Genomic DNA, 18,791 nt, shown 5'->3' on the forward strand with positions numbered 1-18,791 from the left:
CCCCACCGATGGCGTACGGTGCCGGTGTACCGACCACGAGGAGACGGCCATGACGCAGAAGGCGCTGATAACGGGGATCGGCGGCAGGGATCCCAAGGTGGATCAGGAGGCGTTCGTGTCCCCCACGTCGGTGGTGATCGGGGACGTGACGCTGCACGCGGGCGCGAGCGTCTGGTACGGCGCGGTACTGCGCGGCGACGTCGAGCGGATCGCCGTCGGCGCGAGCAGCAACGTCCAGGACAACTGCACGCTGCACGCCGACCCGGGCTTCCCCGTCACCGTCGGCGAACGGGTCTCCATCGGGCACAACGCGGTGGTTCACGGCGCGACCGTGGAGGACGACTGCCTGATCGGCATGGGCGCCACCGTCCTCAACGGCGCGGTCATCGGCGCGGGCTCCCTCGTCGCCGCCCAGGCCCTGGTCCCACAGGGCATGCGGGTGCCCCCGGGCTCACTGGTGGCGGGCGTCCCCGCGAAGGTCAAGCGGGAGCTGACGCCCGAGGAGCGGGAGGTCATCACACTGAACGGCACGATGTACGCGGACCTGGCGCGGGCGCACCGCGAGGTGCACGAGGAGAAGTGAGGGTCACTCGGAGGCCGGTACGGTCTCCGGTTCCGTCTCCCGCTCACCGGCCGCCGCTCTGCTCGCCTTGCCTGCCTTGCGCTTCAGGATCAGCATCGAGGCGAGGCCGATCAGCGCCGCCGCCACCAGTCCGAGGTAGGAGAACTTCTTCAGCCAGGACTCGGCGACGACACCCACGTAGTAGATGACCGCGGTGGTGCCGCCCGCCCAGACGACGCCCCCCAGGAAGTTCGCGATCAGGAACTTCCAGTACGGCATCCTCAGCACCCCGGCGAGCGGCCCGGCGAAGATCCGCAGCAGGGCGACGAAGCGGCCGAAGAAGACCGCCCACATGCCCCACTTCTCGAAGGACCGCTCGGCGGTCGCGACATGGCCCTCGCCGAAGTGCTTGGGGAACTTCTTCCCGAGCCAGGCCAGCAGCGGCCGTCCGCCCTTGCGGCCGATCGCGTAGCCGATCGAGTCGCCGACGACGGCGCCGACGCTCGCGCAGGCTCCGAGGACCACCGGGTTGATGCCGCTGTGCTGGGAGGACAGCAGGGCCGCCGACACCAGGACGATCTCGCCGGGCAGCGGGATGCCCAGGCTCTCCAGACCGATGACCAGCGCCACCATGGCGTAGACGGCGCCCGCTGGGACCGTGTCGAGCCACTCCTGGACGTGCACCGCCGGTTCCTCCCCGATTCGCGTCCCTGCCTTCACGGCGCGCGCGGGCCCGGCCGGCACCGCACACGCCGTGAAGCCTACCGGCTCAGCCGGCCGTGCCGCCGTCCCTGGAATCGCACTGGCGGTCGCGTCCGACGGTGGCACTCAGGCTGTTCCCGCCCTGGGCGGCCGTCCTCGGGGAGAGGACGATCCCCGGCCGGCCGGGCGCGGCGGCCTCCTCCGGGGCGAGCGGCACCCGGTCGCCGACGTACGAGCCCCGGTACGGGAGAAGGCGAAGAACCGCCCCTCGTTCGTGTTCGCCCCGTCCGCGACAAGCACCGAAGCCGCGCGTACCGGCGAGGGTGGGCGCCGCGGCGAATCGCCGGCCGTCCCGCGTGACCCATTTCGACTCGCAGGGAATGCGGAAACGAATCTGTTCAAATATCCACGCCACGCAGGCAGTTGATAGTTCAATGGCCCCGCTGCGATACTCCGCATCCGGCCCCGTCACCACCCCGGACAGGGTCGCCCGACCTTGCCGTGAATCCGAGGGCCGGGGCGCCACAAACCCCCCACAAAGTCCGCACAAAAGCCCGGCTTCGGCACCCCCAGAAGTTCTCGGCGGGCCCTTCCTCCGGGGCCGACTCGTCCCTGGTTACCCCATCTGACCTGCTCCGAAGACGGCAGCGCGGCACACGCAGCGAAGAAGGTGCGTCATGAACGGTTATCCACCGCCACCCGCCGACTGGTCTCCCCCGGCAGCGGATTCCACGAGAGTTCCTTCCCTCTACGAGCATCCCGATTTCCAGTCGATTCGCGGCGCCTTCCGCGCCTTCGCGGCCGTCGCCGTGACGCTTGTCGTGGGCGGTTTTCTGCTCTACGTGTTGTTGTCGAGTTTCGCCCCGGGTGTGATGAACCAGCGTCTGGCCGGCCATCTCACCGTGGGCCTGGCGCTGGGCCTCGCCCAGTTCGCCGTGATGGCCCTCGCGGTGTGGCGCTACACCGTGCACATGAGCCGGCGCGTCGACCCGGCGGCACGTCGGCTCCGCACCGAGCTGGAGCGCGCCGACGCCCGGGGGACGAGCGACCGGCAGCCCAGGGGGTTCGGCACGTGGTGACGGTCTCCGCAAGCGTCGTGAACCGGTTCAGTCTGCAACTGACGTTCGTCCTCTTCCTGTCCGTCGTCGTGGTGACCCTGTTCACGGCGCTGCTGACGGCTCCTCAGCGCGACGAGATCAGCGAGTTCTACCTCGGCAACCGGAACATGTCGCCGCTGCGCAACGGCCTGGCGATGTGCGGCGACTACCTGTCGGCGGCGACCCTCCTCGGCAGTACGGGCCTGGTCGCGCTCACCGGTTACGACGGACTGCTGTACCTGGGCGGGACCGCGGTCGCCTGGATGGCGGTGCTCCTGGTCGTCGCCGAGCCCCTGCACAACTCCGGCAGGTTCACCCTGGGCGACACCCTGGCGCTGCGCCTGCCCCGTCGCCAGCGGCCCGTGCGCCTGGCCCTCGCCGTCTGCACCCTGGTCATCACCACGCTCTACCTGGTGGCCCAACTCATCGGCAGTGTGGCGCTGCTGACCCAGTTCGTGGGCGAGCCGAGCCAGGCCGTCCGCACTCTGTGCGTGATCGCCATCGGCACCATCGTCGTCGTCTACGCCGCGCTCGGCGGCATGCCCGGTGCGACCTTCATCCAGGTCGTCAAGGCCGTGATGCTGGTGTCCGGCGTGGCGATCATGGCGGTCCTGGTGCTGACCCGCTTCCACTGGAACGTCAACGCGCTGCTGTCGGCCGCCGCCCGGGGCAGCGGCCTCGGGCAGCGCTTCCTGGAGTCCGGGCTGCGCTACGGCGCCGGGACCGCCAGCAAGCTCGACTTCTTCAGTCTGGAGCTGGCCATCGTCCTGGGTCTCGCCGCGCTCCCCCACGTGGTGATGCGTCTGCTCGCTCCCCGCACCAACCGTGTGCTGCGCACCTCGGTCGTCTGGGCCATGGGGCTCGTCGGCTTCGTCTGCCTCGCCGCCGGCATCCTCGGCCTGGGCGCGACAGCGATCCTGGGGCGCGAGAACATCGCGAAGATCGACCCCCGGGGCGATGCGACCGTCCTGTTGCTCGCCCAGTCCCTCGGCGGCGGCCTGCTCACCGCGCTGATCTCCTGTCTGGCCTTCGTGACCCTGCTCGCGGTCGCGGCCGGACTCACATTGGCCGCCGCCTCCTCGCTCGCCCACGACCTCTACGGCGAGGTCATCCGCAAGGGGCAGGCGACCCAGACCGAAGAGCTGGGTGTGGCGCGGATGGCGGCGGCCGTCATCGGTGTCCTCGGCATGCTGCTGGCCCTGCTGCCGTGGGAGATCAGCACGGCCAGTCTCGCCTTCCTCGCCTTCGCGATCGCGGCCTCGGCGATCCTGCCGGCCCTCGTCTACAGCCTGTTCTGGCGCCGCTTCTCCGCGCACGGGGCGCTGCTCAGCCTGTACGGCGGCCTGGCCTGCTCGGTGCTGCTGGTGGTGTTCTCCCCGGTGCTCTCCGGCTCCCCCACATCGGTGTATCCACATATCGACTTCGCCTGGTTCCCGCTGCAGAACCCGGGCATCGTCTCGATCCCGGCGGGATTCCTGCTGGGGTGGCTGGGGAGCGTGCTGCGACCGCAGCAGGAGCCCGCGGAGTACGAGGAGTTCCAGATCCGCACGCTGGTGGGCGCGGCGCCCCGCGCGGCCCGGGACTGACCGCTCCCTCCGACGTCCCGGCACCGCCCACCGCGGAGGGGCCCCTGCCAGGGCGAACGCGCCCGGCCGGGGCCTTCCGCCGCACGGCGGCCCGTTGTGGCGTCAGCCGTTGGGGCGCAGGGTCCGGACCACCGTCATTTCGCCGGTGACGGCGCCATCTGCACTTCGCGGCAGCCGATGAGCCCATCGACACCGGCCGAGGTCCCTGGTTCCGGCCGACACGGTCCCTGGTTCCGGCCGACACGGTCCCTGGTTCCGGCCGACACGACAGGGCCGGACGGGCGTGATGCCCGGCCGCAGGACCGCGCTGCCGATCCGGCCACCGCCGCCGGCCGTATCCGTCAGAACGGAACAGGCAAAGGCAAGATCGGCCCTGATTCTGGCAAGGCGGGAGCTTCCTCCCGGCGATCGCCCATGATGTGTCACTCGACAGGCACTCCGAGTGACGGGATGTGAGCGGTGTGGTGATCGAAGCCGGTGTGGTCACGGGGTACGTGATCGCGTGGGCGGTGCGCAAGGCGCGTCGAGCGGCGGGGCGGCTGGACGGCGAAGTCGACGCGGCGATCGATGCCGGGTTGGACAAGCTGCATGAGGTGGTGGCAGGAAAGCTCATAGGTCACCCGGTGCTGAACGACCTGGAAGAGGAGGCCGCAGCCACGGCCGTCGGTGACAGCCACATCAGTGAGCTGACCCGTCAGCAGGTGGAACTGGCCGTCACTGCCGCGGCCGGCAAGGACGATGCCTTCGCGCGGGCGGTGACCGAGCTCGTGGCCGCTGTGAGGGCCGGCGAGCAGGCCGGCGGGCAGAGTGTGCTCGGCCACGGCGGTGTGACCGTCGCCGGTGACGTCGACATCCGCGCCGACCACGGTGCCGCGGCGGCGTGGAACATCGGGACGGTGACGATCGGTCGGACTTCGGGGGACCCTCAGGGGCCGGGTCGTTCCCGCGACTGAACGCTCCCGGCTTTCTTTCCCGACGTCGCTCTCCGTCCCGCGGTCACGCTTCACCAGACGCTCAAGCACAGGGTGCCGGGGTCATCGCCTCGGGGACCGTCGCAGCCGGAACCATCGGGACGGTGAACCTGCTGTTCAGGCGCCGACGAGAGGGTCTGGACACGGCTGCCCACCATCTCGCGACCGAATCCGGGCGTTTCTGGGGCGCTGAGAAAGGGGTGTACGACCTGGACGACAAGCCGTCCATCCCGGTTCAGTGGATCTGGGACCATCGCTTCTCCCGCCCGCGCGACGAGGTCCTCCCGGAGTCGGACGGCGACAGCGGTGTCGTCGGCGACCTCTACACACAGGTCTACAGCCGGCTTCCCGACCCCACCCGCCTGGTTCTGCTGGGACATGCGGGCACCGGCAAGTCGGCCGCCATGCTGCTCCTGCTGCTGGCGGCCCTGGACGACCGCGAGGAGAACCCGGAAGTCAGGGTCCCCGTCTGGATCACGCTCAGCAGCTGGAACCCGCACGAGCGCCGGCTGCGTGAGCTGGCGGTCGAGGCGATGGAGTGGCTGGTGCCTCACCTGCGCAAGGATTCCGTCTACGGCCCGGCAGCCGCGGCACGGCTGTTCGACGAGGGCAGGGTGGCACTGTTCCTCGACGGGCTCGACGAGATGCCCAAGGAGCTGCGCAAGGCGGCGATGACAGCCGTGGCCACCGAGGCCGGTGCTCTGCCGGTCGTGATCACCTGCCGGTCGGGCGAATACGTCAGGCCCACGGCACCCGGCCGCAAGATCGTCGCCCCGGTGGTGCTCCAGCTGCGCCCGCTGCAGGCGGACACCGTGGCCCTCTACCTGACGAAGGGCAACGCGGGCGCTGATCTGCCCGTCTGGCAGAACCTGGCCGACCACATCGTCGCCCACCCCGGCGGACCGATGGCTCGCGCCCTGCAGACCCCGCTCTACGTGTCCTTGATGCACGCCGCCTATCCGGAGCCGGGCCCTGAGCACGACCCGGCCGAACTCCTGGCGCTGGGCGACCACGACAAGATCCAGGAGACGGTCGTCGACCAGTTCCTCGACCGGGTGTACCCCGACGCACCCGGGATTCCGGGCCCTTCGGACGAGCGCCGCCGCGACACTCTTCGCGGTTCCCGGCGCGGCCGGTGGTGGGCCCGCGCGACGAGAAGGATCAGCGCCTGGAACCTGGCACGGCGCAGGCGCCGAGGGCTGCGCTTCCTCGAATGGACCGCGTTCCACCTGGGTGAAGGCACCGACCTGCGGTGGTGGCAGATACCGAACTGGGCGTCCCCGGACCGGCTCGCCGGGATGTGCATGGTCCCTGCCGCGCTGTCCACCACGGTGCTGTGCCTGTTCGGGGTGCTCGTCACGGGCGAGCGGTCCACGATCCTGCTCATTGGCATCGCGCTGGCCGCCTGGGGGCTGGGTGGCCTCTTCGGGGTCCTGGCGTTCAACCAACTGCATCGCGCAGGAGGCCGACCACTGGGGATGCGGCTCCGCAAGCCCACAGCCGCCGAGGCTCGATACGTCCTGGGCAAGGGGCTGATGCCGGCCGCGCCGTTCTTCTACGGCGCCTACCTCGCAAAAGGAGTCCTCGCGGGGCTGGGTGCGAGCCTGGGCATCTTCTTCTTGGGGGTCGTCGGCGGAGACCTGACCCCACACGGTGAGGGCGGCCTGCTCGCCCTGTGGTCGCAGCCGCTGACCGACGACACGCGCATCACCGTGCCCCGGAGTTACCGCGGGGACTGGTTGCGTACCGTTTACGTCGTCCTCACCGCCACCATCGCCACCGGGCTGGTGACCGCCTTCGCCGGAGCCGTCGAGGGCGGTGCGTCCACAGGGTTGCGCTACGGCTGTGGCATCGGCGCGGCCATGGGCTGGTTGCTCGGTCTCGGGCCTGCGGTTGTCCTACGAATCACACCGGTCGTGGTGAGCCGGCGCCACGGCCTGGGGTACGGCTCGTTCACCCGTCACCTGCGCACGGCACACCGACTGAAGGTGATCCGGCAGGCGGGCGTCGTGTACCAGTTCCGACACACCGCCCTGCAGGCTCGTCTGCGGAGCCGGTACGAGGCCTTCACCTCGAGCAGCCGCGACTCCGAGCGGCCGGCACTGGCTGAGCGGTGCGACTGACCGCATGCTCGGGTCGCCTAGAAGATCGGGTTGATCGTGCATCCGTGTGCCTGTGGGAGCCGACGTACGAGGAGATAGGTCCGCCGGCTGGGGTGCTCGTGTCCGGGGTGTGGTGCTCGGTCGAGCCGTGCGGTGAGGGTGAGGCCCGCTTGGGCGAGGGCCGCCGTTTCGGCGACCGGGTCGAGGAAGCGGAAGGTGAGGTCGACGGGGCGGTCCCACCATTCGGTGAGGTGTGTCGCCTGTCCGGGGCGGGTGTCGCCGTCGCTGGTGTGGAAGGCGAGGAGGGCATGGCCTTCAGGGCGCAGCACACGGGCGAATTCCCTGTAGGCGGCGGCTCGTTGGTTCTGGTCCAGGTGGATCACGGCGTACCAGCACAGGATGCCGCTCGCCGTCCGCGAGCGGATCGGCAGCGCGGTCATGTCCGCAGCGGCGAACGGCAGGGAGGTGGCGTGGTGCGCGATGGTGCACATGGCAGGCGACAGGTCGACGCCGAAGGTACGGGCTCCGCGGCGGGCCAGGTGGGCTGTTGCGTGGCCCGGTCCGCAGCCGATGTCCACGATCGGTCCGTCGGTGGCCAGTTCGGCGAAGGCGTCCAGCAGAGCGCGGTCGAGGGGCTTGCCCTGGAGTTCGTCGCCGATCTCGGCGGCGTAGCGTTCGGCCACCGTGTCGTAGCTGCGGCGTGTCACGGCGGTCGCCGCGGTATGCGGGCGAGGTGCTGTCATGCCTGGCTCCGCTCGGGTCGGATGATCGCTTCGGCACCGATCGGAGTGAACCCGGCGGCGAGGAAGGAGCGCAGCGAGCGGGCGTTGCCCGGGGCGACGGCGGCGTGGACGAGCTCCCCTTCCGGGACCAGGGTGAGGGCGTCGGCGAGCAGCGCCCGGCCTTGTCCGCGACCGCCGTCCGCGGGTTGATGCAGTTCGATGCTGAGTTCCGTACGCCCGGCGAGTCCCGCCGCCAGAGTGACCAAGCCTCGCTCGTCCCCGAATACCCGTACTCCGGAGCGCAGTTGCCGGGCATACCGCACCCTGGGGTGGTCGTCGGCGTCCGTGATCGGCCGCAGGCGGGGTGGGCCGCCGGTGCCGCGGTGGACGAGGGTGGCGTCGACGCTGCCGATCCGGCCCGTGGGTCCGGCGAGGGCGCGCAGGAAGTCCGGGGACAAGGAGCCGCCGAAGCCGTCGGGCCGGTGCGCGTGGACCTGTGCGCCGGGCAGCGCGGTGGCGACGACGGCGTGGCCGGTGAAGGCGACCGAGCACTCCAGTCCGCCGGGCAGCGCGGGCAGCACCGTGACCGCCCCGTCGGCGGGCGGGAAGCGTCCTTCGGCGGCGTCGCAAAGGTACGCCAGCAGCGGGTGCGCGGGCGCGAGTGCGGTTCGGTGGGCATCGAGGAAGGCCAGCAGCGCGGCGTTGAACCGCTCCGGTTGCTCCAGGTTCGGCAGGTGGGCGGCGTCGTCGATGACTTCGAGCGACGAGCCGGTGACGAGCCCGTGGATGAGCCGGGCCTCCTCCACCGGCGTGTAGGTGTCCTCGGCGCCCACCATCACGAGGGTCGGTACCCGCACGGCCTCCAACGCAGGGCGGTAGTCCGGCCGTTCGGCCCGCCCGCGCAGGGCCGCCGCGGCTCCGGCCGGGTCGGTGCCGCGCATCATGCCCAGTACGTGCCCGGCGACCTCGGGCAGGCCGGTCACGTGGTGCGGCGCGATCATCCTGTCGATCACCTGGGTCGCGTACCCGTCCATGCCCTCGGCCGGCAGGCGGTCGGCGAGCGCGTTGCGGAACGCCCTGCCTTCCTCGGTCTCGGCGACCGGTGAGGTGTCGGCCAGCACCAGCGCGGCCACCCGCTCGGGGTGACTGCGCTGCATCTCCATGGCGATCTGGCCGCCCATCGACAGCCCCGCCACCACGGCCCGCTCCACCCCGAGCCGGTCGAGCAGCTCCGCGAGATCCCGCGCGAAGTCCGACAGCAGCGTCGTCCCTGGAACGACCGTGCTCTCCCCGTAGCCGCGCAGGTCGGGGACGATCACCCGGTACCCCGCGCCCACGAGCGCCTCAACCTGGGGCCGCCACATGCTGCGGTTGAACGGGTGCCCGTGGACCAACAGGACCGGCACCCCTGCGGGGGAACCGAGATCGTCACAGGAGATGGTGACACCGGGCGCGACGAGGACCGCGCGCGCTTTGGTCCCGCTCGCCGATGCCGACGCCGCGCTGGTGGAGTTCATGCCAGCCGCCCTTCTGGGTGGGAGTACGCCGGTCGCGTACCGTCTCGCGGCCGGCGTCATGGGAGAGTCCTGAGTGCTCGTCAGGGTTTCACGGCGTGCACGATCCGCAGCCCCTGGGGTCTGCGGCATCGTGGCGGGCGTCCGGTCCCGCCGCCCCGACCTGTCTGGAGCGGGTTCGCGCGCTGCACCGCAGGGGCGTCATCCCCGCCTACCACGCCGACATCCCCGCCGCCCTCAACCGCGGCGTTCAGGCGCTCGTCCCCGTCGGACCGGCTCGGCGAGCGCGGCGAGATCACCGGCTTCCGCACCTCGGTCATTTTTCAGCAGGTGAGCAACACCGCCCCCACGCGGCTTCCCGTGGCCGACCAGCACTTCAGCTGTCAGCGAGGCTGTCAGGGCACGGTGATGACGATCTTGCCGCGCGCGTGACCCCCGGCACTCCGGTCGGGCTTGCTGTGCCAACCGGGCACGACGGTTCGTCTGCGTGCCGAACTGGAGGAGTGGCTGCCGGGGGTCCCGCCAGCACCCGGCGTGGGCACCCCGAGCGCCACCGGGCGACCTGACAGGGCCGGCAGACGACGTCAGGTCGCCGACGTTCGTGCAGGCGACTCGGCCCTGCTCCTGAAGACGGCCGGGCCCGAACTCGGCCCGACCTGCCGGCAGCGCCGCGCCGAGGTGGCTCGGCCCCGGCTCACCCGTTCAGCCGCAAGGTCCACACCACGGTCATCTCGCCCGTGACGGCCCCGTCCTCGCGCTGAATGGCAATGCTCACAGGGAATTCCGGCCGCGCACCCGCGTCGAGTTCCGCGATGACCTCGGCCGCCGGGCGGCCCAGGGTCGCCGTGGCCGTCACCGGTCCCATGGCGAGCTTCTTGTAGTCGATCTCGGCCCGCACCGCGAGCGGTACCGCGCGGAAGAGCTGGTCGCCGAAGGCTGTCAGAACGATGGCTCCGCTGGCGGATTCGGCCAACGTGAACATGGCGCCGGCGTGGGGACCGCCGAGGTGATTGTGGTATTCCGGCTGGTCCGGGAGCTGGAGCACGGCACGCTCCGGGGTCACCTCGATGAACTCGAGGTTCAGGGTGCGCACCATAGGGACCGCGGCGGCAAGCATCTCGCCCATCGAGGCGCTGTCAACTGTCACAGACGACATGTTACCGGCGAGTAGTAGTTCTGGCCACCCCGCTCCGCGGATGCCGCAACGCCGGACACGGCACCCCGTCAGCCGATGCTGAAGGCGCCGTCGGGAGGTTCAGGCGACGGGACGGCGTTCTCGTCGTGCACCGGCTCCGCGCCGCCCAAGAAGTCCCGTAGCGCCGCGCCGTGTTCGACGCGGGCCGGGAACGCGTCCGCGGCGGATCGGCGGGCGAGCGGGGCCGTGTCCAGTGGCCGGTGCCCGGCGAGGAGTACGGCGTTGCCGAAGCGGCGGCCGCGCAGCACGGCCGGCTCGGCGATCAGCACCAGCTCCTGGAAAACCGTCGCGAATGTGGCGAGTTGGGAGCGCAGGAAGGCGAAGGGCGCGGAGTCGGCGAGGTTCGCCAGATAGACGCCGTCCGGGCGCAGCACCCGCTCGGCGGCACGCGCGTACGCCACCGTCGTCAGGTGGGCGGGGACACGGGAGCCGCCGAAGACGTCCGCGATCACGATGTCGGCCGAGGACGGCGGGGCGGCCTCGAGCCAGGCGCGGGCGTCAGCCGCGTGCAGGGTGATGCCGGAGTCCGCGGGCAGCGGCAGGTGCTCCACGACGAGGTCGAGCAGGCCCCGGTCGGCCTCGACCACGTCCTGCCGTGAGCCGGGTCTGGTCGCGGCGACATAGCGCGGCAGGGTGAGCGCGCCCCCGCCGAGGTGCACCACGTCCAGCGCCCGCCCCGGCTCCGCGGCCGTGTCCAGCACATGGCCGAGCCGTCGCGCGTACTCGAACTCCAGATGCGTCGGGGCGTCCAGATCGACGTACGACTGCGGCGCCCCGTCGACCGTGAGGAGCCAGGCCCGCTCACGGTCGACGTCGGGCATCAGCTTGGCGGTGCCGTGGTCGGTGGTACGGGTGACGGGTATGGGCTCGCTCACGGCTCCATTGTGCGGGTGCGGGAAGACCGCGGCCTCCCCGCACCCGCTCGGAACGGCACCCTCAGGCGAGGGACGTCACCGTGCCGGCGCCGACCGTCCGGCCGCCCTCACGGATCGCGAACCCCAGCCCCGGCTCCAGCGGGACCTCACGGCCCAGCTCCACCGTCATCGTGACCGTGTCGCCGGGGCGGGCGACCGCCGTCTCCCCGAGGTCGACGTCGCCGACGACATCCGCCGTACGGATGTAGAACTGCGGCCGGTAACCGGTCGACACCGGCGTCGTACGCCCGCCCTCACGGGCCGACAGCACGTACACCCGCGCCGTGAAGCGCCGGCTCGGCACCACGCTGCCGGGCGCCGCGACGACGTGCCCGCGGCGGACCGCGTCGCGCGGCACCCCGCGCAGCAGCAGCGCAACGTTGTCCCCCGCCTGCGCCTCCTCCATCGGCTTGCCGAAGGTCTCCAGACCGGTGACCACCGTCTCCACCTCCGCGCCGAGCACCTCGACCCGGTCGCCCACCCGGATTCTGCCGCGCTCGACCGCGCCGGTGACGACCGTGCCGCGGCCGGTGATGGTGAGCACGTTCTCCACCGGCAGGAGGAACGGCGCGTCCACGTACCGCTCGGGCACGGGCACATACGTGTCCACCGCGTCGAGCAGCGCGTCGATCGCCGCGGTCCAACGCGGGTCGCCCTCCAGGGCCTTGAGCCCGGAGACGCGTACGACCGGTACGGAGTCCCCCGGGTAGCCCTGCGCGGTGAGCAGGTCGCGGACCTCCAGCTCGACCAGGTCGGTGAGCTCCTCGTCGCCCGCGTCGGCCTTGTTGAGGGCGACGACGATGTGGTCGACGCCCACCTGCCGGGCGAGCAGCACGTGTTCGGCGGTCTGCGGCATGATCCCGTCGAGCGCGGAGACGACGAGGATCGCCCCGTCGAGCTGCGCGGCCCCGGTGACCATGTTCTTGACGTAGTCGGCGTGGCCCGGCATGTCCACGTGCGCGTAGTGCCGGGTGTCCGTCTCGTACTCGACGTGCGCGATGTTGATGGTGATGCCGCGCGCCGCCTCCTCCGGGGCCCGGTCGATCCGGTCGAACGGCACGAAGGTGCCGCTGCCGCGCTCGGCGAGGACCTTGGTGATGGCGGCGGTCAGGGTGGTCTTGCCGTGGTCGACATGGCCCATCGTGCCGATGTTCAGGTGCGGTTTGGTGCGCACGTATGCCGTCTTGGACATGGCTGTACCTCGTAGCCTCTTCGGTGGTGCTCAAGTGACGGCCCCGGCGTCGGGAACGGCGGCCGGGACGGGGACCCCGAGGTCTTGCCGACCCTCCCCCTGCGGGGTCCGCCGGACGATCCGGGAAGGGTCAGCTTCGGGCGCCGTCGACTGCGGCCACGAGGAGCGGGACGGCAGCCTTCGGAGCATCCGCGACGGCGGATGCTGCGAGGACGAAGGCGTACCGGAACATGCCGTAGAGCATCGCCGACTCGTCCGTCGGCGTCGAATGGTTTTCCGCGCGGGGCGAGTTCGCCGAGAGATGCCTCTCACGCCCCATGAGGCGGACCATACGGCGATCACACGCACCCGTCGGTTACTGTCACCGAATGCTCGATGCCACCACCCGCTCTGGCGGCACCGCCACGGCCTCTCCCCGGGCCGTCACCACGGCCTCTCCCCAGGCCGCCGCCACGGCCTCTCCCCAGGCCGCCGCCACGGCCTCTCCCCGGGCCGTCACCACGGCCTCTCCCCAGGCCGCCGCCACGGAGCACACAGCCGCACCGGTCGCCGCCGCCGTCATATCGCCCGGTTTCGCCGCCCGTTGCACCAGAGTGCTGCTGTCGCCCTGGTCGCGTCTCGCCCTGCTCGTCGCGCTGCTCGCGGCGGCGGCGTCCTGTGTGCTGGCGTTCGAGCCGCAGAGACTGCTGGCGCACGGCTGGCCGCCGCAGCTCGGAGGTGCCGCGGCGGCCGTCGTGTTCGCGGTGGCGTACGGGGTGTGCACGGTCGCGTTCGTGCCCCGCCCGCTGCTGAACCTGGCGGCGGGCGCCCTGTTCGGCTCCCAGCCCGGCACGGGCGCGGCCCTCGCGGGCACCGTGCTCGGGGCGGGGATCGCGTTCGGGCTCGGCCGGGTGCTCGGGCAGGACGCGCTGCGCCCGTTGCTGCGCGGGCGCTGGCTGAAGGCGGCGGACGGGCAGCTCAGCCGGCACGGCTTCCGCTCGATGATGGCGGCGAGGCTGTTCCCCGGGGTGCCGTTCTGGGCGGCCAACTACTGCGCCGCCGTCTCCCGGATGCGCTGGGCGCCGTTCCTGCTCGCGACGGCGCTCGGGTCGGTCCCGAACACCGCCGCGTACGTGGTCGCCGGAGCCCGTGCCGCGAAGCCGACCTCGCCGGCCTTCCTGATCGCGCTGGCGTTCATCGCCGTGCCCGCTCTGGCCGGAGCGGTGGTGGCCTGGCGCAAGCGCCACCACCTGCGCGGGCGGTAGTGCCGATCCGGGCGGCGCGAGCCGGTGAACCATTCCGGTCGCGGCGCTGGACCGCCACTGGACCGCAGTAAACCGCCACCGGACCGCCCATGGGCCGCCTCTTGGCCGACATCACCTCCAGGCGCCTCTAGACCGCCTCGAGGATCATCGCGTTGGCGAGGCCTCCCGCCTCGCACATCGTCTGCAGGCCGAAGCGGGCTCCGCGCGTGCGGAGTGCGTGCGCGAGCGTCGTAGTCAGGCGGGTGCCGCTCGCGCCCAGCGGGTGGCCGATCGCGATGGCCCCGCCGTGGACATTGACCTTGGCGAGGTCGGCACCCGTCTCCTGCTGCCAGGCCAGGACGACGGAGGAGAAGGCCTCGTTCACCTCGAACAGGTCGATGTCGTCGAGTGTCAGCCCTGCCCTGCGCAGCACCTTCTCGGTGGCCGGGATGACCCCGGTGAGCATCAGCAGCGGATCGGAGCCGGTGACCGCGAAGCTGTGCAGCCGGGCGAGCGGGCGCAGTCCGAGGCGGGCCGCGGTCTCGCTGGAGGTGATCAGCACGGCGGAGGCGCCGTCGTTGATGGGGCTCGCGTTGCCGGCGGTGACGTTCCACTCGATCTGCGGGAACCGCTCGGCGAACGTGGGGTCGTAGTAGGCGGGCTTGAGTCCGGCGAGGATCTCGGACGTGCTGTCGGGGCGTACGCACTCGTCGCGCCTGAGGCCCTCCAGGGGCGCCGTCTCCGCGTCGAACAGGCCGGCGTCCCAGGCCGCTGCCGCCTTCCGGTGCGAGGAGACGGCGAAGGTGTCCATCTGCTCACGGTCGATCGACCACTTGGCGGCGATCAGCTCGGCGCTGATGCCCTGCGGGACCAGGCCCTCCGGGTAGCGCTCGGCGACACCGGGCCCGAAGGGGTCCTTGCCGGCGGGCACGTTGGACCACATCGGTACGCGGCTCATGGACTCCACACCGCAGGCCACGACGATGTCGTACGCGCCCGACAGCACGCCCTGTGCCGCGAAGTGCACGGCCTGCTGGGAGGAGCCGCACTGGCGGTCGACGGTGGTCGCAGGCACCGTCTCCGGGAACCCCGCGGACAGGACGGCGTACCGGGTGGTGTTCATCGCCTGCTCGCCGACCTGGTCGACGGTGCCGCCGATGACGTCGTCGATGAGCGCCGGGTCGATGCCGGAGCGTTCGACGAGGGTGCGCAAGGTGTGCGCGAGGAGTTCCACGGGGTGGACGTGGGCGAGGGCGCCGTTGGGCTTCCCCTTGCCCACCGGGGTGCGTACGGCTTCGACGATGACGGCGTCACGCATGGTGCGGGCCTCCTTGCCGGGCGGCTGCCGGTGCGGCGATTACCGGTGAGTAGGAAATCTGGACCCACCATAGCCCGCAGAGTTGGAAAAGCAAACCCTCGCCTAGACTGGGCTCATGGCCGCCTCCAAAGACCCGCGCCCCTGCTCGATCGCCGACGCCCTGGCCCTGGTCGGCGAGAAGTACTCCCTGCTCGTCCTGCGCGAGGTGTGCCTCGGCAACGGGCGGTTCGACCAGCTCGTGCGCAACATCGGCGCCCCGCGCGACATCCTGGCCGCACGGCTGAAGCGGCTGGTGGAGGCGGGGATCCTGACGAAGAGGCTCTACAGCGAGCGCCCGCAGCGCTTCGAGTACCGGGCCACGGCGGCGGGTCTGGAACTGGAGCCGGTCCTGATGACCCTCAAGGAATGGGGCGACCGCCATCTCAGGAGAGACGGCGATCGCCCCATGGTGGTCGAACACATCTGCGGCAACGAACTCGTCCCGGTCGTCACCTGCTCCGTCTGTGGCGAGGAAGTGCGCCACGAGGACCTGACGGCGCACCCGCAGACGCCGGGCTGGACGGTGTCCGGCCCGGCGGCCGCGTAGGCCTGCCTACACGGTCCCCTTGTAGACGTCGAGCCGTCCGCACATCCCGAACTTCCCATAGGCGGACGGCTGCTCGGACCGTACGACCGCATCCGCGAGGTGGGAGGCGTCGCCGCGCTCCAGGCGGTCGAGCTGGTCGCCGGTCGCCGCCGCGGCGGCCCGCGCGCCACGCTCCCACCGCTCGCGCCACTCGGCCAGCCGCGGCCGCACCAGCGCGGCGGCGGCCCGGTGGAAGGCGGCGAGCGGCTCGGGGCCGTCCGCGTCGCGCAGCGCCCGGTAGCCCTCGAGGGCCAGATCGCGACGCGCCCTGGCGATCCGCTCCTGCTCCTCCTCGGGAGCGTCACCGGGGATCGCGGTCGCGGCGGCGTACGTCTCCGGGTCGGTCAGGTACTGCGGAGGCAGGGTCAGGACGGCGTCGCCCGCCTCGGGCAGCCCGTTGTTCTGCATGAGGACGGTGATCCGCAGGTCGTCCTCGTTGACCAGCCGGTGGATGGTGCCCGGCGTGAACCAGGCGACCGTGCCGGGCTCCAGCGGGGTGACCTCGTACCCGGACTTCGTCAGCGTCTGCACGGCGCCGCGCCCGCCGGTGACGACGTACGCCTCCGAGCAGGTCAGGTGCATGTGCGGGGTGCCGCCGCACACGCCGTCGGCCGCCGGCCAGTCGTAGACGGACAGGTGGGAGACGGCGACGGCGCCCGGCAGCCCCGTGAACTCCGCTGTGCTCACCACGGATGCTCCTCGAGGTACTTGGCCACCTCTTCACGCTCCCACGCGCCGTCCGCGACCACTACCCGGTAGCGGCGGCGCAGGGTGTCGCCCGGGGCCAGTTCCAGCTCGTCGTAGAACGCCCAGGAGGGAGCGACGGCGGCGAAGGGTTCGCTGCGGACGAACCAGTGGGCGGGGTGGGCGCCCCGCTCACCCAGGTGGTCGTTTTCGGGCGCGTGCGCGAAGACGAGGGTGGCGTGCCCGTCGCTGCCGTCGTGCTCGCCCGAGTACGCGAGCCAGGGGGCCTGCTGCCCCATCAGACCGGGGCCCTCCGCGTCGGGCGCGACGACCCGTCCGTCACGGAAGGCGCGCGGACCGCGCCAGAAGAGACCCGTGTAGCCGGCCATCTCCCGGCCGGCCGTCGTCGGGCTGCCGAACAGCAGCGGCTCGTCACGGCGGTTGGTGATCGCGGACGTCCAGGTCAGCGCCCAGCTCCGGGAGGCGACGTCGACGTCGTGCACCTCTATGCGGCGCTCCTCCTCGGCCCACAGCTCGCCGGTGTACGGGTGCCAGGTGAGCCGCTCGGCGATGACCGCCCGGTCGCCGTCCGCCTCGACCTCGTCGAAGGCGACGTGCGCCATCGAGCCGACGCGTTCGGGCAGCTCCAGGTAGCCCTCACCGTGCACGTAGGTGTTGCCGCCCCACAGGTTCTGCCCCGACAGATGGGAGGCGGTCAGCTGCAGGCCCTTGTGCCAGCGGTGGTCGTTGGGCCGGTAGTCGGTGACGACGTCGCCGGCGAGCGTACGGACCGGGTGCAGATACGGCTTGGGCGCCTCCCAGGCCGCCTCGGGGCCGTACACGTAGGAGAAGAGTTCGACGCCGGTGGTCGGTTCCGTGAGGGTGATGCGGTCGCCGTGCGCGTGCACGATGCGCAGGGTCGCGGTCATGCGGACACCTCCTCGCTCGGCGCCGCCGAGGACGCCTGAGCCACCACGGGCGCCCAGCCGGGCGCGCCTCCGTGCAGGGCCGTGTAGTACGGGTCGCCGGGGCCGATCTCCCCGGCGCGGACGGTCGTGTCGGTGAACGCGGACTTGTACAGCGCGGTGATCAGCTCCAGGCTGGTCCGCCCGTCGGTGCCGCTGCTGCGCGGCCGCTCGCCCGCGCGCATGCTCGCGACCAGCTCGCGCAGCTGCTCCAGGTGCGAGCTCGGCACGTCCTCACCGAAGTCGCTCCAGGCCGCGGCCTCCTCCTCGGGCACGTCGGGGGCCGCGGTGATGCGCCAGTTGTCGTTGCTGTGGCCGTACAGGTGCTTGAGTTCCACGGTGGCGCGCTCGCAGTCGATGCGGATGCGGCTGACCTCGTCCGGGCTGAGCACGCTGTTCACGATGGTGGCGAGGGCGCCGTTCTGGAACCGTACGAGCGCCGTCGAGACGTCCTCCGTCTCCACGTCGTGCACCAGCCGCCCGGCCATGGCCCGCACCTCGCTCCACGGTCCGAGCAGGTCGAGCAGGAGGTCCATCTGGTGGATGCCGTGGCCCATGGCGGGTCCGCCGCCCTCGGTGTGCCAGCGGCCGCGCCACGGCACGGCGTAGTAGGCGGCGTTGCGGTACCAGGTGGTCTGGCAGTGCGCGACCAGCGGTCGGCCCAGGGCCTGCTCGGTGAGCAGCCGCCGCACGTGCCGGGAGCCGGAGCCGAAGCGGTGCTGGAAGACGATCGCCGCGTACGGGCCGCCGTCCGCGCCCTCCTCCGCCTCGACGGCGTCGAAGTCGGCCAGCGTGGGCACGGGCGGCTTCTCGCACCACACCCAGGCGCCCGCCCGCAGCGCGGCTACGGTCTGCTCCCGGTGCAGGGTGGGCGGCGTACAGATGCTGACCAGGTCCGGCTGCTGCTCCTCCAGCATGCGGTCGAGGTCGGTGTACGCGTGCGGGATGCCGCCCTCGGCGCAGAAGCGCTCGACCGCGTCGGCGTCGATGTCGACGGCTGCGACGATCTCGGTCTCGCCCTCCTCGGCGAGGCGGGCCAGCGCGGCGATATGGGAACGTGCGATGCCGCCCGTGCCCACGATCGCGGCCTTGATGCGGCGGCCTGCGTACGGCGACACCGGACGGTCCGTGCGCGGCTTCGGGATCACCGCTCGGTGAGGCTCCGGATCGGGCGTGCTTTGAGGACTTGCGGCATCGTCGGTGGCGGACGCGTTGTGGTCTGTGGGCATGAACGTGATCAGCGCTCCATCGGACGTGACGTCTGACGTTGGCCAACGCCTGGTGACTCCCGAGGACCCGGGGGGCAGCAAGCGCTTTCCCTGCGCTTGAACGTAAGCGGCGCCCAAGTGGCCGGTCAACACCACGGACGTGTGACGTTCGAACCAGGAGACGAGGTCCGGGCGCGGGCGGCCCGCCGCA

At 71.6% G+C, this 18,791-nt stretch carries 17 protein-coding genes and 1 pseudogene; 7 read left to right on the forward strand and 11 right to left on the reverse strand.

Annotated elements, in window-relative coordinates; genetic code table 11:
• Positions 1 to 49 precede the first annotated feature (49 nt).
• The gene (locus N8I84_RS07175) at positions 50 to 583 is read left to right on the forward strand and encodes a gamma carbonic anhydrase family protein (protein ID WP_263228769.1); all 534 of its coding nucleotides are present in this window, start codon (positions 50 to 52) and stop codon (positions 581 to 583) included.
• Between the two features lie 3 nt (positions 584 to 586).
• Here the strand turns inward: N8I84_RS07175 and N8I84_RS07180 are convergent, their stop codons facing one another.
• On the reverse strand, positions 587 to 1,246 hold the full coding sequence (locus N8I84_RS07180) for a DedA family protein (RefSeq protein WP_263228770.1): 660 nt from the start codon (positions 1,244 to 1,246) through the stop codon (positions 587 to 589).
• 695 nt (positions 1,247 to 1,941) lie between these two features.
• On the opposite strand from N8I84_RS07180, the gene N8I84_RS07185 reads away from it, so the two are divergent.
• The 4 genes from N8I84_RS07185 to N8I84_RS07200 all read left to right on the forward strand — a co-directional run bounded on the left by N8I84_RS07185 (position 1,942) and on the right by N8I84_RS07200 (position 7,041).
• Positions 1,942 to 2,343 carry a DUF485 domain-containing protein gene (locus tag N8I84_RS07185; protein ID WP_263228771.1) on the forward strand — a complete coding sequence of 134 codons (402 nt, stop codon included), beginning with the start codon at positions 1,942 to 1,944 and terminating at the stop codon, positions 2,341 to 2,343.
• Positions 2,337 to 3,947, forward strand: a complete 1,611-nt coding sequence (locus tag N8I84_RS07190; protein WP_263228772.1) for a solute symporter family protein — start codon at positions 2,337 to 2,339, stop codon at positions 3,945 to 3,947. The genes N8I84_RS07185 and N8I84_RS07190 overlap by 7 nt, the downstream gene beginning before the upstream one ends.
• Before the next feature lie 461 nt (positions 3,948 to 4,408).
• Positions 4,409 to 4,900, forward strand: a complete 492-nt coding sequence (locus tag N8I84_RS07195; protein WP_263228773.1) for a hypothetical protein — start codon at positions 4,409 to 4,411, stop codon at positions 4,898 to 4,900.
• A gap of 122 nt (positions 4,901 to 5,022) precedes the next feature.
• A complete protein-coding gene (locus tag N8I84_RS07200; RefSeq protein ID WP_263228774.1) occupies positions 5,023 to 7,041 on the forward strand; it encodes an NACHT domain-containing protein in 2,019 nt (672 codons plus the stop codon).
• 17 nt (positions 7,042 to 7,058) lie between these two features.
• On the opposite strand, the gene N8I84_RS07205 is transcribed toward N8I84_RS07200, so the two are convergent.
• The 6 genes and pseudogenes from N8I84_RS07205 to N8I84_RS07230 form a co-directional block, all read right to left on the reverse strand.
• Positions 7,059 to 7,763, reverse strand: a complete 705-nt coding sequence (locus N8I84_RS07205; RefSeq protein WP_263228775.1) for a class I SAM-dependent DNA methyltransferase — start codon at positions 7,761 to 7,763, stop codon at positions 7,059 to 7,061.
• A 659-nt stretch (positions 7,764 to 8,422) separates the two neighbouring features.
• Positions 8,423 to 9,181, reverse strand: a pseudogene (locus N8I84_RS07210) (alpha/beta fold hydrolase); the annotation flags it as partial.
• Positions 9,182 to 9,950: 769 nt separating this feature from the next.
• Positions 9,951 to 10,412: a DUF4442 domain-containing protein gene (locus N8I84_RS07215; protein ID WP_263228776.1), complete on the reverse strand. Its 462-nt coding sequence runs from the start codon at positions 10,410 to 10,412 to the stop codon at positions 9,951 to 9,953.
• A gap of 68 nt (positions 10,413 to 10,480) precedes the next feature.
• A complete protein-coding gene (locus N8I84_RS07220; protein WP_263228777.1) occupies positions 10,481 to 11,326 on the reverse strand; it encodes a spermidine synthase in 846 nt (281 codons plus the stop codon).
• Positions 11,327 to 11,387: 61 nt separating this feature from the next.
• On the reverse strand, positions 11,388 to 12,557 hold the full coding sequence (tuf, locus tag N8I84_RS07225) for an elongation factor Tu (protein ID WP_263228778.1): 1,170 nt from the start codon (positions 12,555 to 12,557) through the stop codon (positions 11,388 to 11,390).
• A gap of 130 nt (positions 12,558 to 12,687) precedes the next feature.
• The gene (locus N8I84_RS07230; RefSeq protein ID WP_263235057.1) at positions 12,688 to 12,876 is read right to left on the reverse strand and encodes a hypothetical protein; all 189 of its coding nucleotides are present in this window, start codon (positions 12,874 to 12,876) and stop codon (positions 12,688 to 12,690) included.
• Positions 12,877 to 12,925: 49 nt separating this feature from the next.
• On the opposite strand from N8I84_RS07230, the gene N8I84_RS07235 reads away from it, so the two are divergent.
• A complete protein-coding gene (locus tag N8I84_RS07235; RefSeq protein WP_263228779.1) occupies positions 12,926 to 13,801 on the forward strand; it encodes a TVP38/TMEM64 family protein in 876 nt (291 codons plus the stop codon).
• 127 nt (positions 13,802 to 13,928) lie between these two features.
• On the opposite strand, the gene N8I84_RS07240 is transcribed toward N8I84_RS07235, so the two are convergent.
• A complete protein-coding gene (locus tag N8I84_RS07240; RefSeq protein WP_263228780.1) occupies positions 13,929 to 15,098 on the reverse strand; it encodes a thiolase family protein in 1,170 nt (389 codons plus the stop codon).
• A 115-nt stretch (positions 15,099 to 15,213) separates the two neighbouring features.
• On the opposite strand from N8I84_RS07240, the gene N8I84_RS07245 reads away from it, so the two are divergent.
• Positions 15,214 to 15,684 (forward strand): winged helix-turn-helix transcriptional regulator, encoded by a 471-nt coding sequence (locus N8I84_RS07245; protein ID WP_263228781.1) that lies wholly within the window; start codon positions 15,214 to 15,216, stop codon positions 15,682 to 15,684.
• Between the two features lie 6 nt (positions 15,685 to 15,690).
• On the opposite strand, the gene N8I84_RS07250 is transcribed toward N8I84_RS07245, so the two are convergent.
• Genes N8I84_RS07250 through N8I84_RS07260 form a run of 3 tightly spaced genes read right to left on the reverse strand, consistent with a single transcriptional unit; the run spans position 15,691 to position 18,601 of the window.
• Positions 15,691 to 16,413: a cupin domain-containing protein gene (locus N8I84_RS07250; protein WP_263228782.1), complete on the reverse strand. Its 723-nt coding sequence runs from the start codon at positions 16,411 to 16,413 to the stop codon at positions 15,691 to 15,693.
• Positions 16,407 to 17,336, reverse strand: coding sequence for a DUF6807 domain-containing protein (locus N8I84_RS07255; RefSeq protein WP_263228783.1), 930 nt, complete (start codon positions 17,334 to 17,336; stop codon positions 16,407 to 16,409). The genes N8I84_RS07250 and N8I84_RS07255 overlap by 7 nt, the downstream gene beginning before the upstream one ends.
• On the reverse strand, positions 17,333 to 18,601 hold the full coding sequence (locus N8I84_RS07260) for a Gfo/Idh/MocA family protein (RefSeq protein ID WP_263228784.1): 1,269 nt from the start codon (positions 18,599 to 18,601) through the stop codon (positions 17,333 to 17,335). The genes N8I84_RS07255 and N8I84_RS07260 overlap by 4 nt, the downstream gene beginning before the upstream one ends.
• Positions 18,602 to 18,791: the final 190 nt, after the last annotated feature.

Origin of the sequence: Streptomyces cynarae (assembly GCF_025642135.1) — a bacterium.
GTDB lineage: Bacteria > Actinomycetota > Actinomycetes > Streptomycetales > Streptomycetaceae > Streptomyces > Streptomyces cynarae.

Excerpts from the sequence above, each read along its gene's own strand:
- N8I84_RS07260 (WP_263228784.1), bottom strand. The coding sequence starts at position 18,601 with ATGCCCACAGACCACAACGCGTCCGCCACCGACGATGCCGCAAGTCCT.
- N8I84_RS07240 (WP_263228780.1), bottom strand. The coding sequence starts at position 15,098 with ATGCGTGACGCCGTCATCGTCGAAGCCGTACGCACCCCGGTGGGCAAG.
- N8I84_RS07175 (WP_263228769.1), top strand. The coding sequence starts at position 50 with ATGACGCAGAAGGCGCTGATAACGGGGATCGGCGGCAGGGATCCCAAG.
- N8I84_RS07215 (WP_263228776.1), bottom strand. The coding sequence starts at position 10,412 with ATGTCGTCTGTGACAGTTGACAGCGCCTCGATGGGCGAGATGCTTGCC.
- N8I84_RS07230 (WP_263235057.1), bottom strand. The coding sequence starts at position 12,876 with ATGGGGCGTGAGAGGCATCTCTCGGCGAACTCGCCCCGCGCGGAAAAC.
- N8I84_RS07245 (WP_263228781.1), top strand. The coding sequence starts at position 15,214 with ATGGCCGCCTCCAAAGACCCGCGCCCCTGCTCGATCGCCGACGCCCTG.
- tuf (WP_263228778.1), bottom strand. The coding sequence starts at position 12,557 with ATGTCCAAGACGGCATACGTGCGCACCAAACCGCACCTGAACATCGGC.
- N8I84_RS07185 (WP_263228771.1), top strand. The coding sequence starts at position 1,942 with ATGAACGGTTATCCACCGCCACCCGCCGACTGGTCTCCCCCGGCAGCG.
- N8I84_RS07235 (WP_263228779.1), top strand. The coding sequence starts at position 12,926 with ATGCTCGATGCCACCACCCGCTCTGGCGGCACCGCCACGGCCTCTCCC.
- N8I84_RS07205 (WP_263228775.1), bottom strand. The coding sequence starts at position 7,763 with ATGACAGCACCTCGCCCGCATACCGCGGCGACCGCCGTGACACGCCGC.
- N8I84_RS07255 (WP_263228783.1), bottom strand. The coding sequence starts at position 17,336 with ATGACCGCGACCCTGCGCATCGTGCACGCGCACGGCGACCGCATCACC.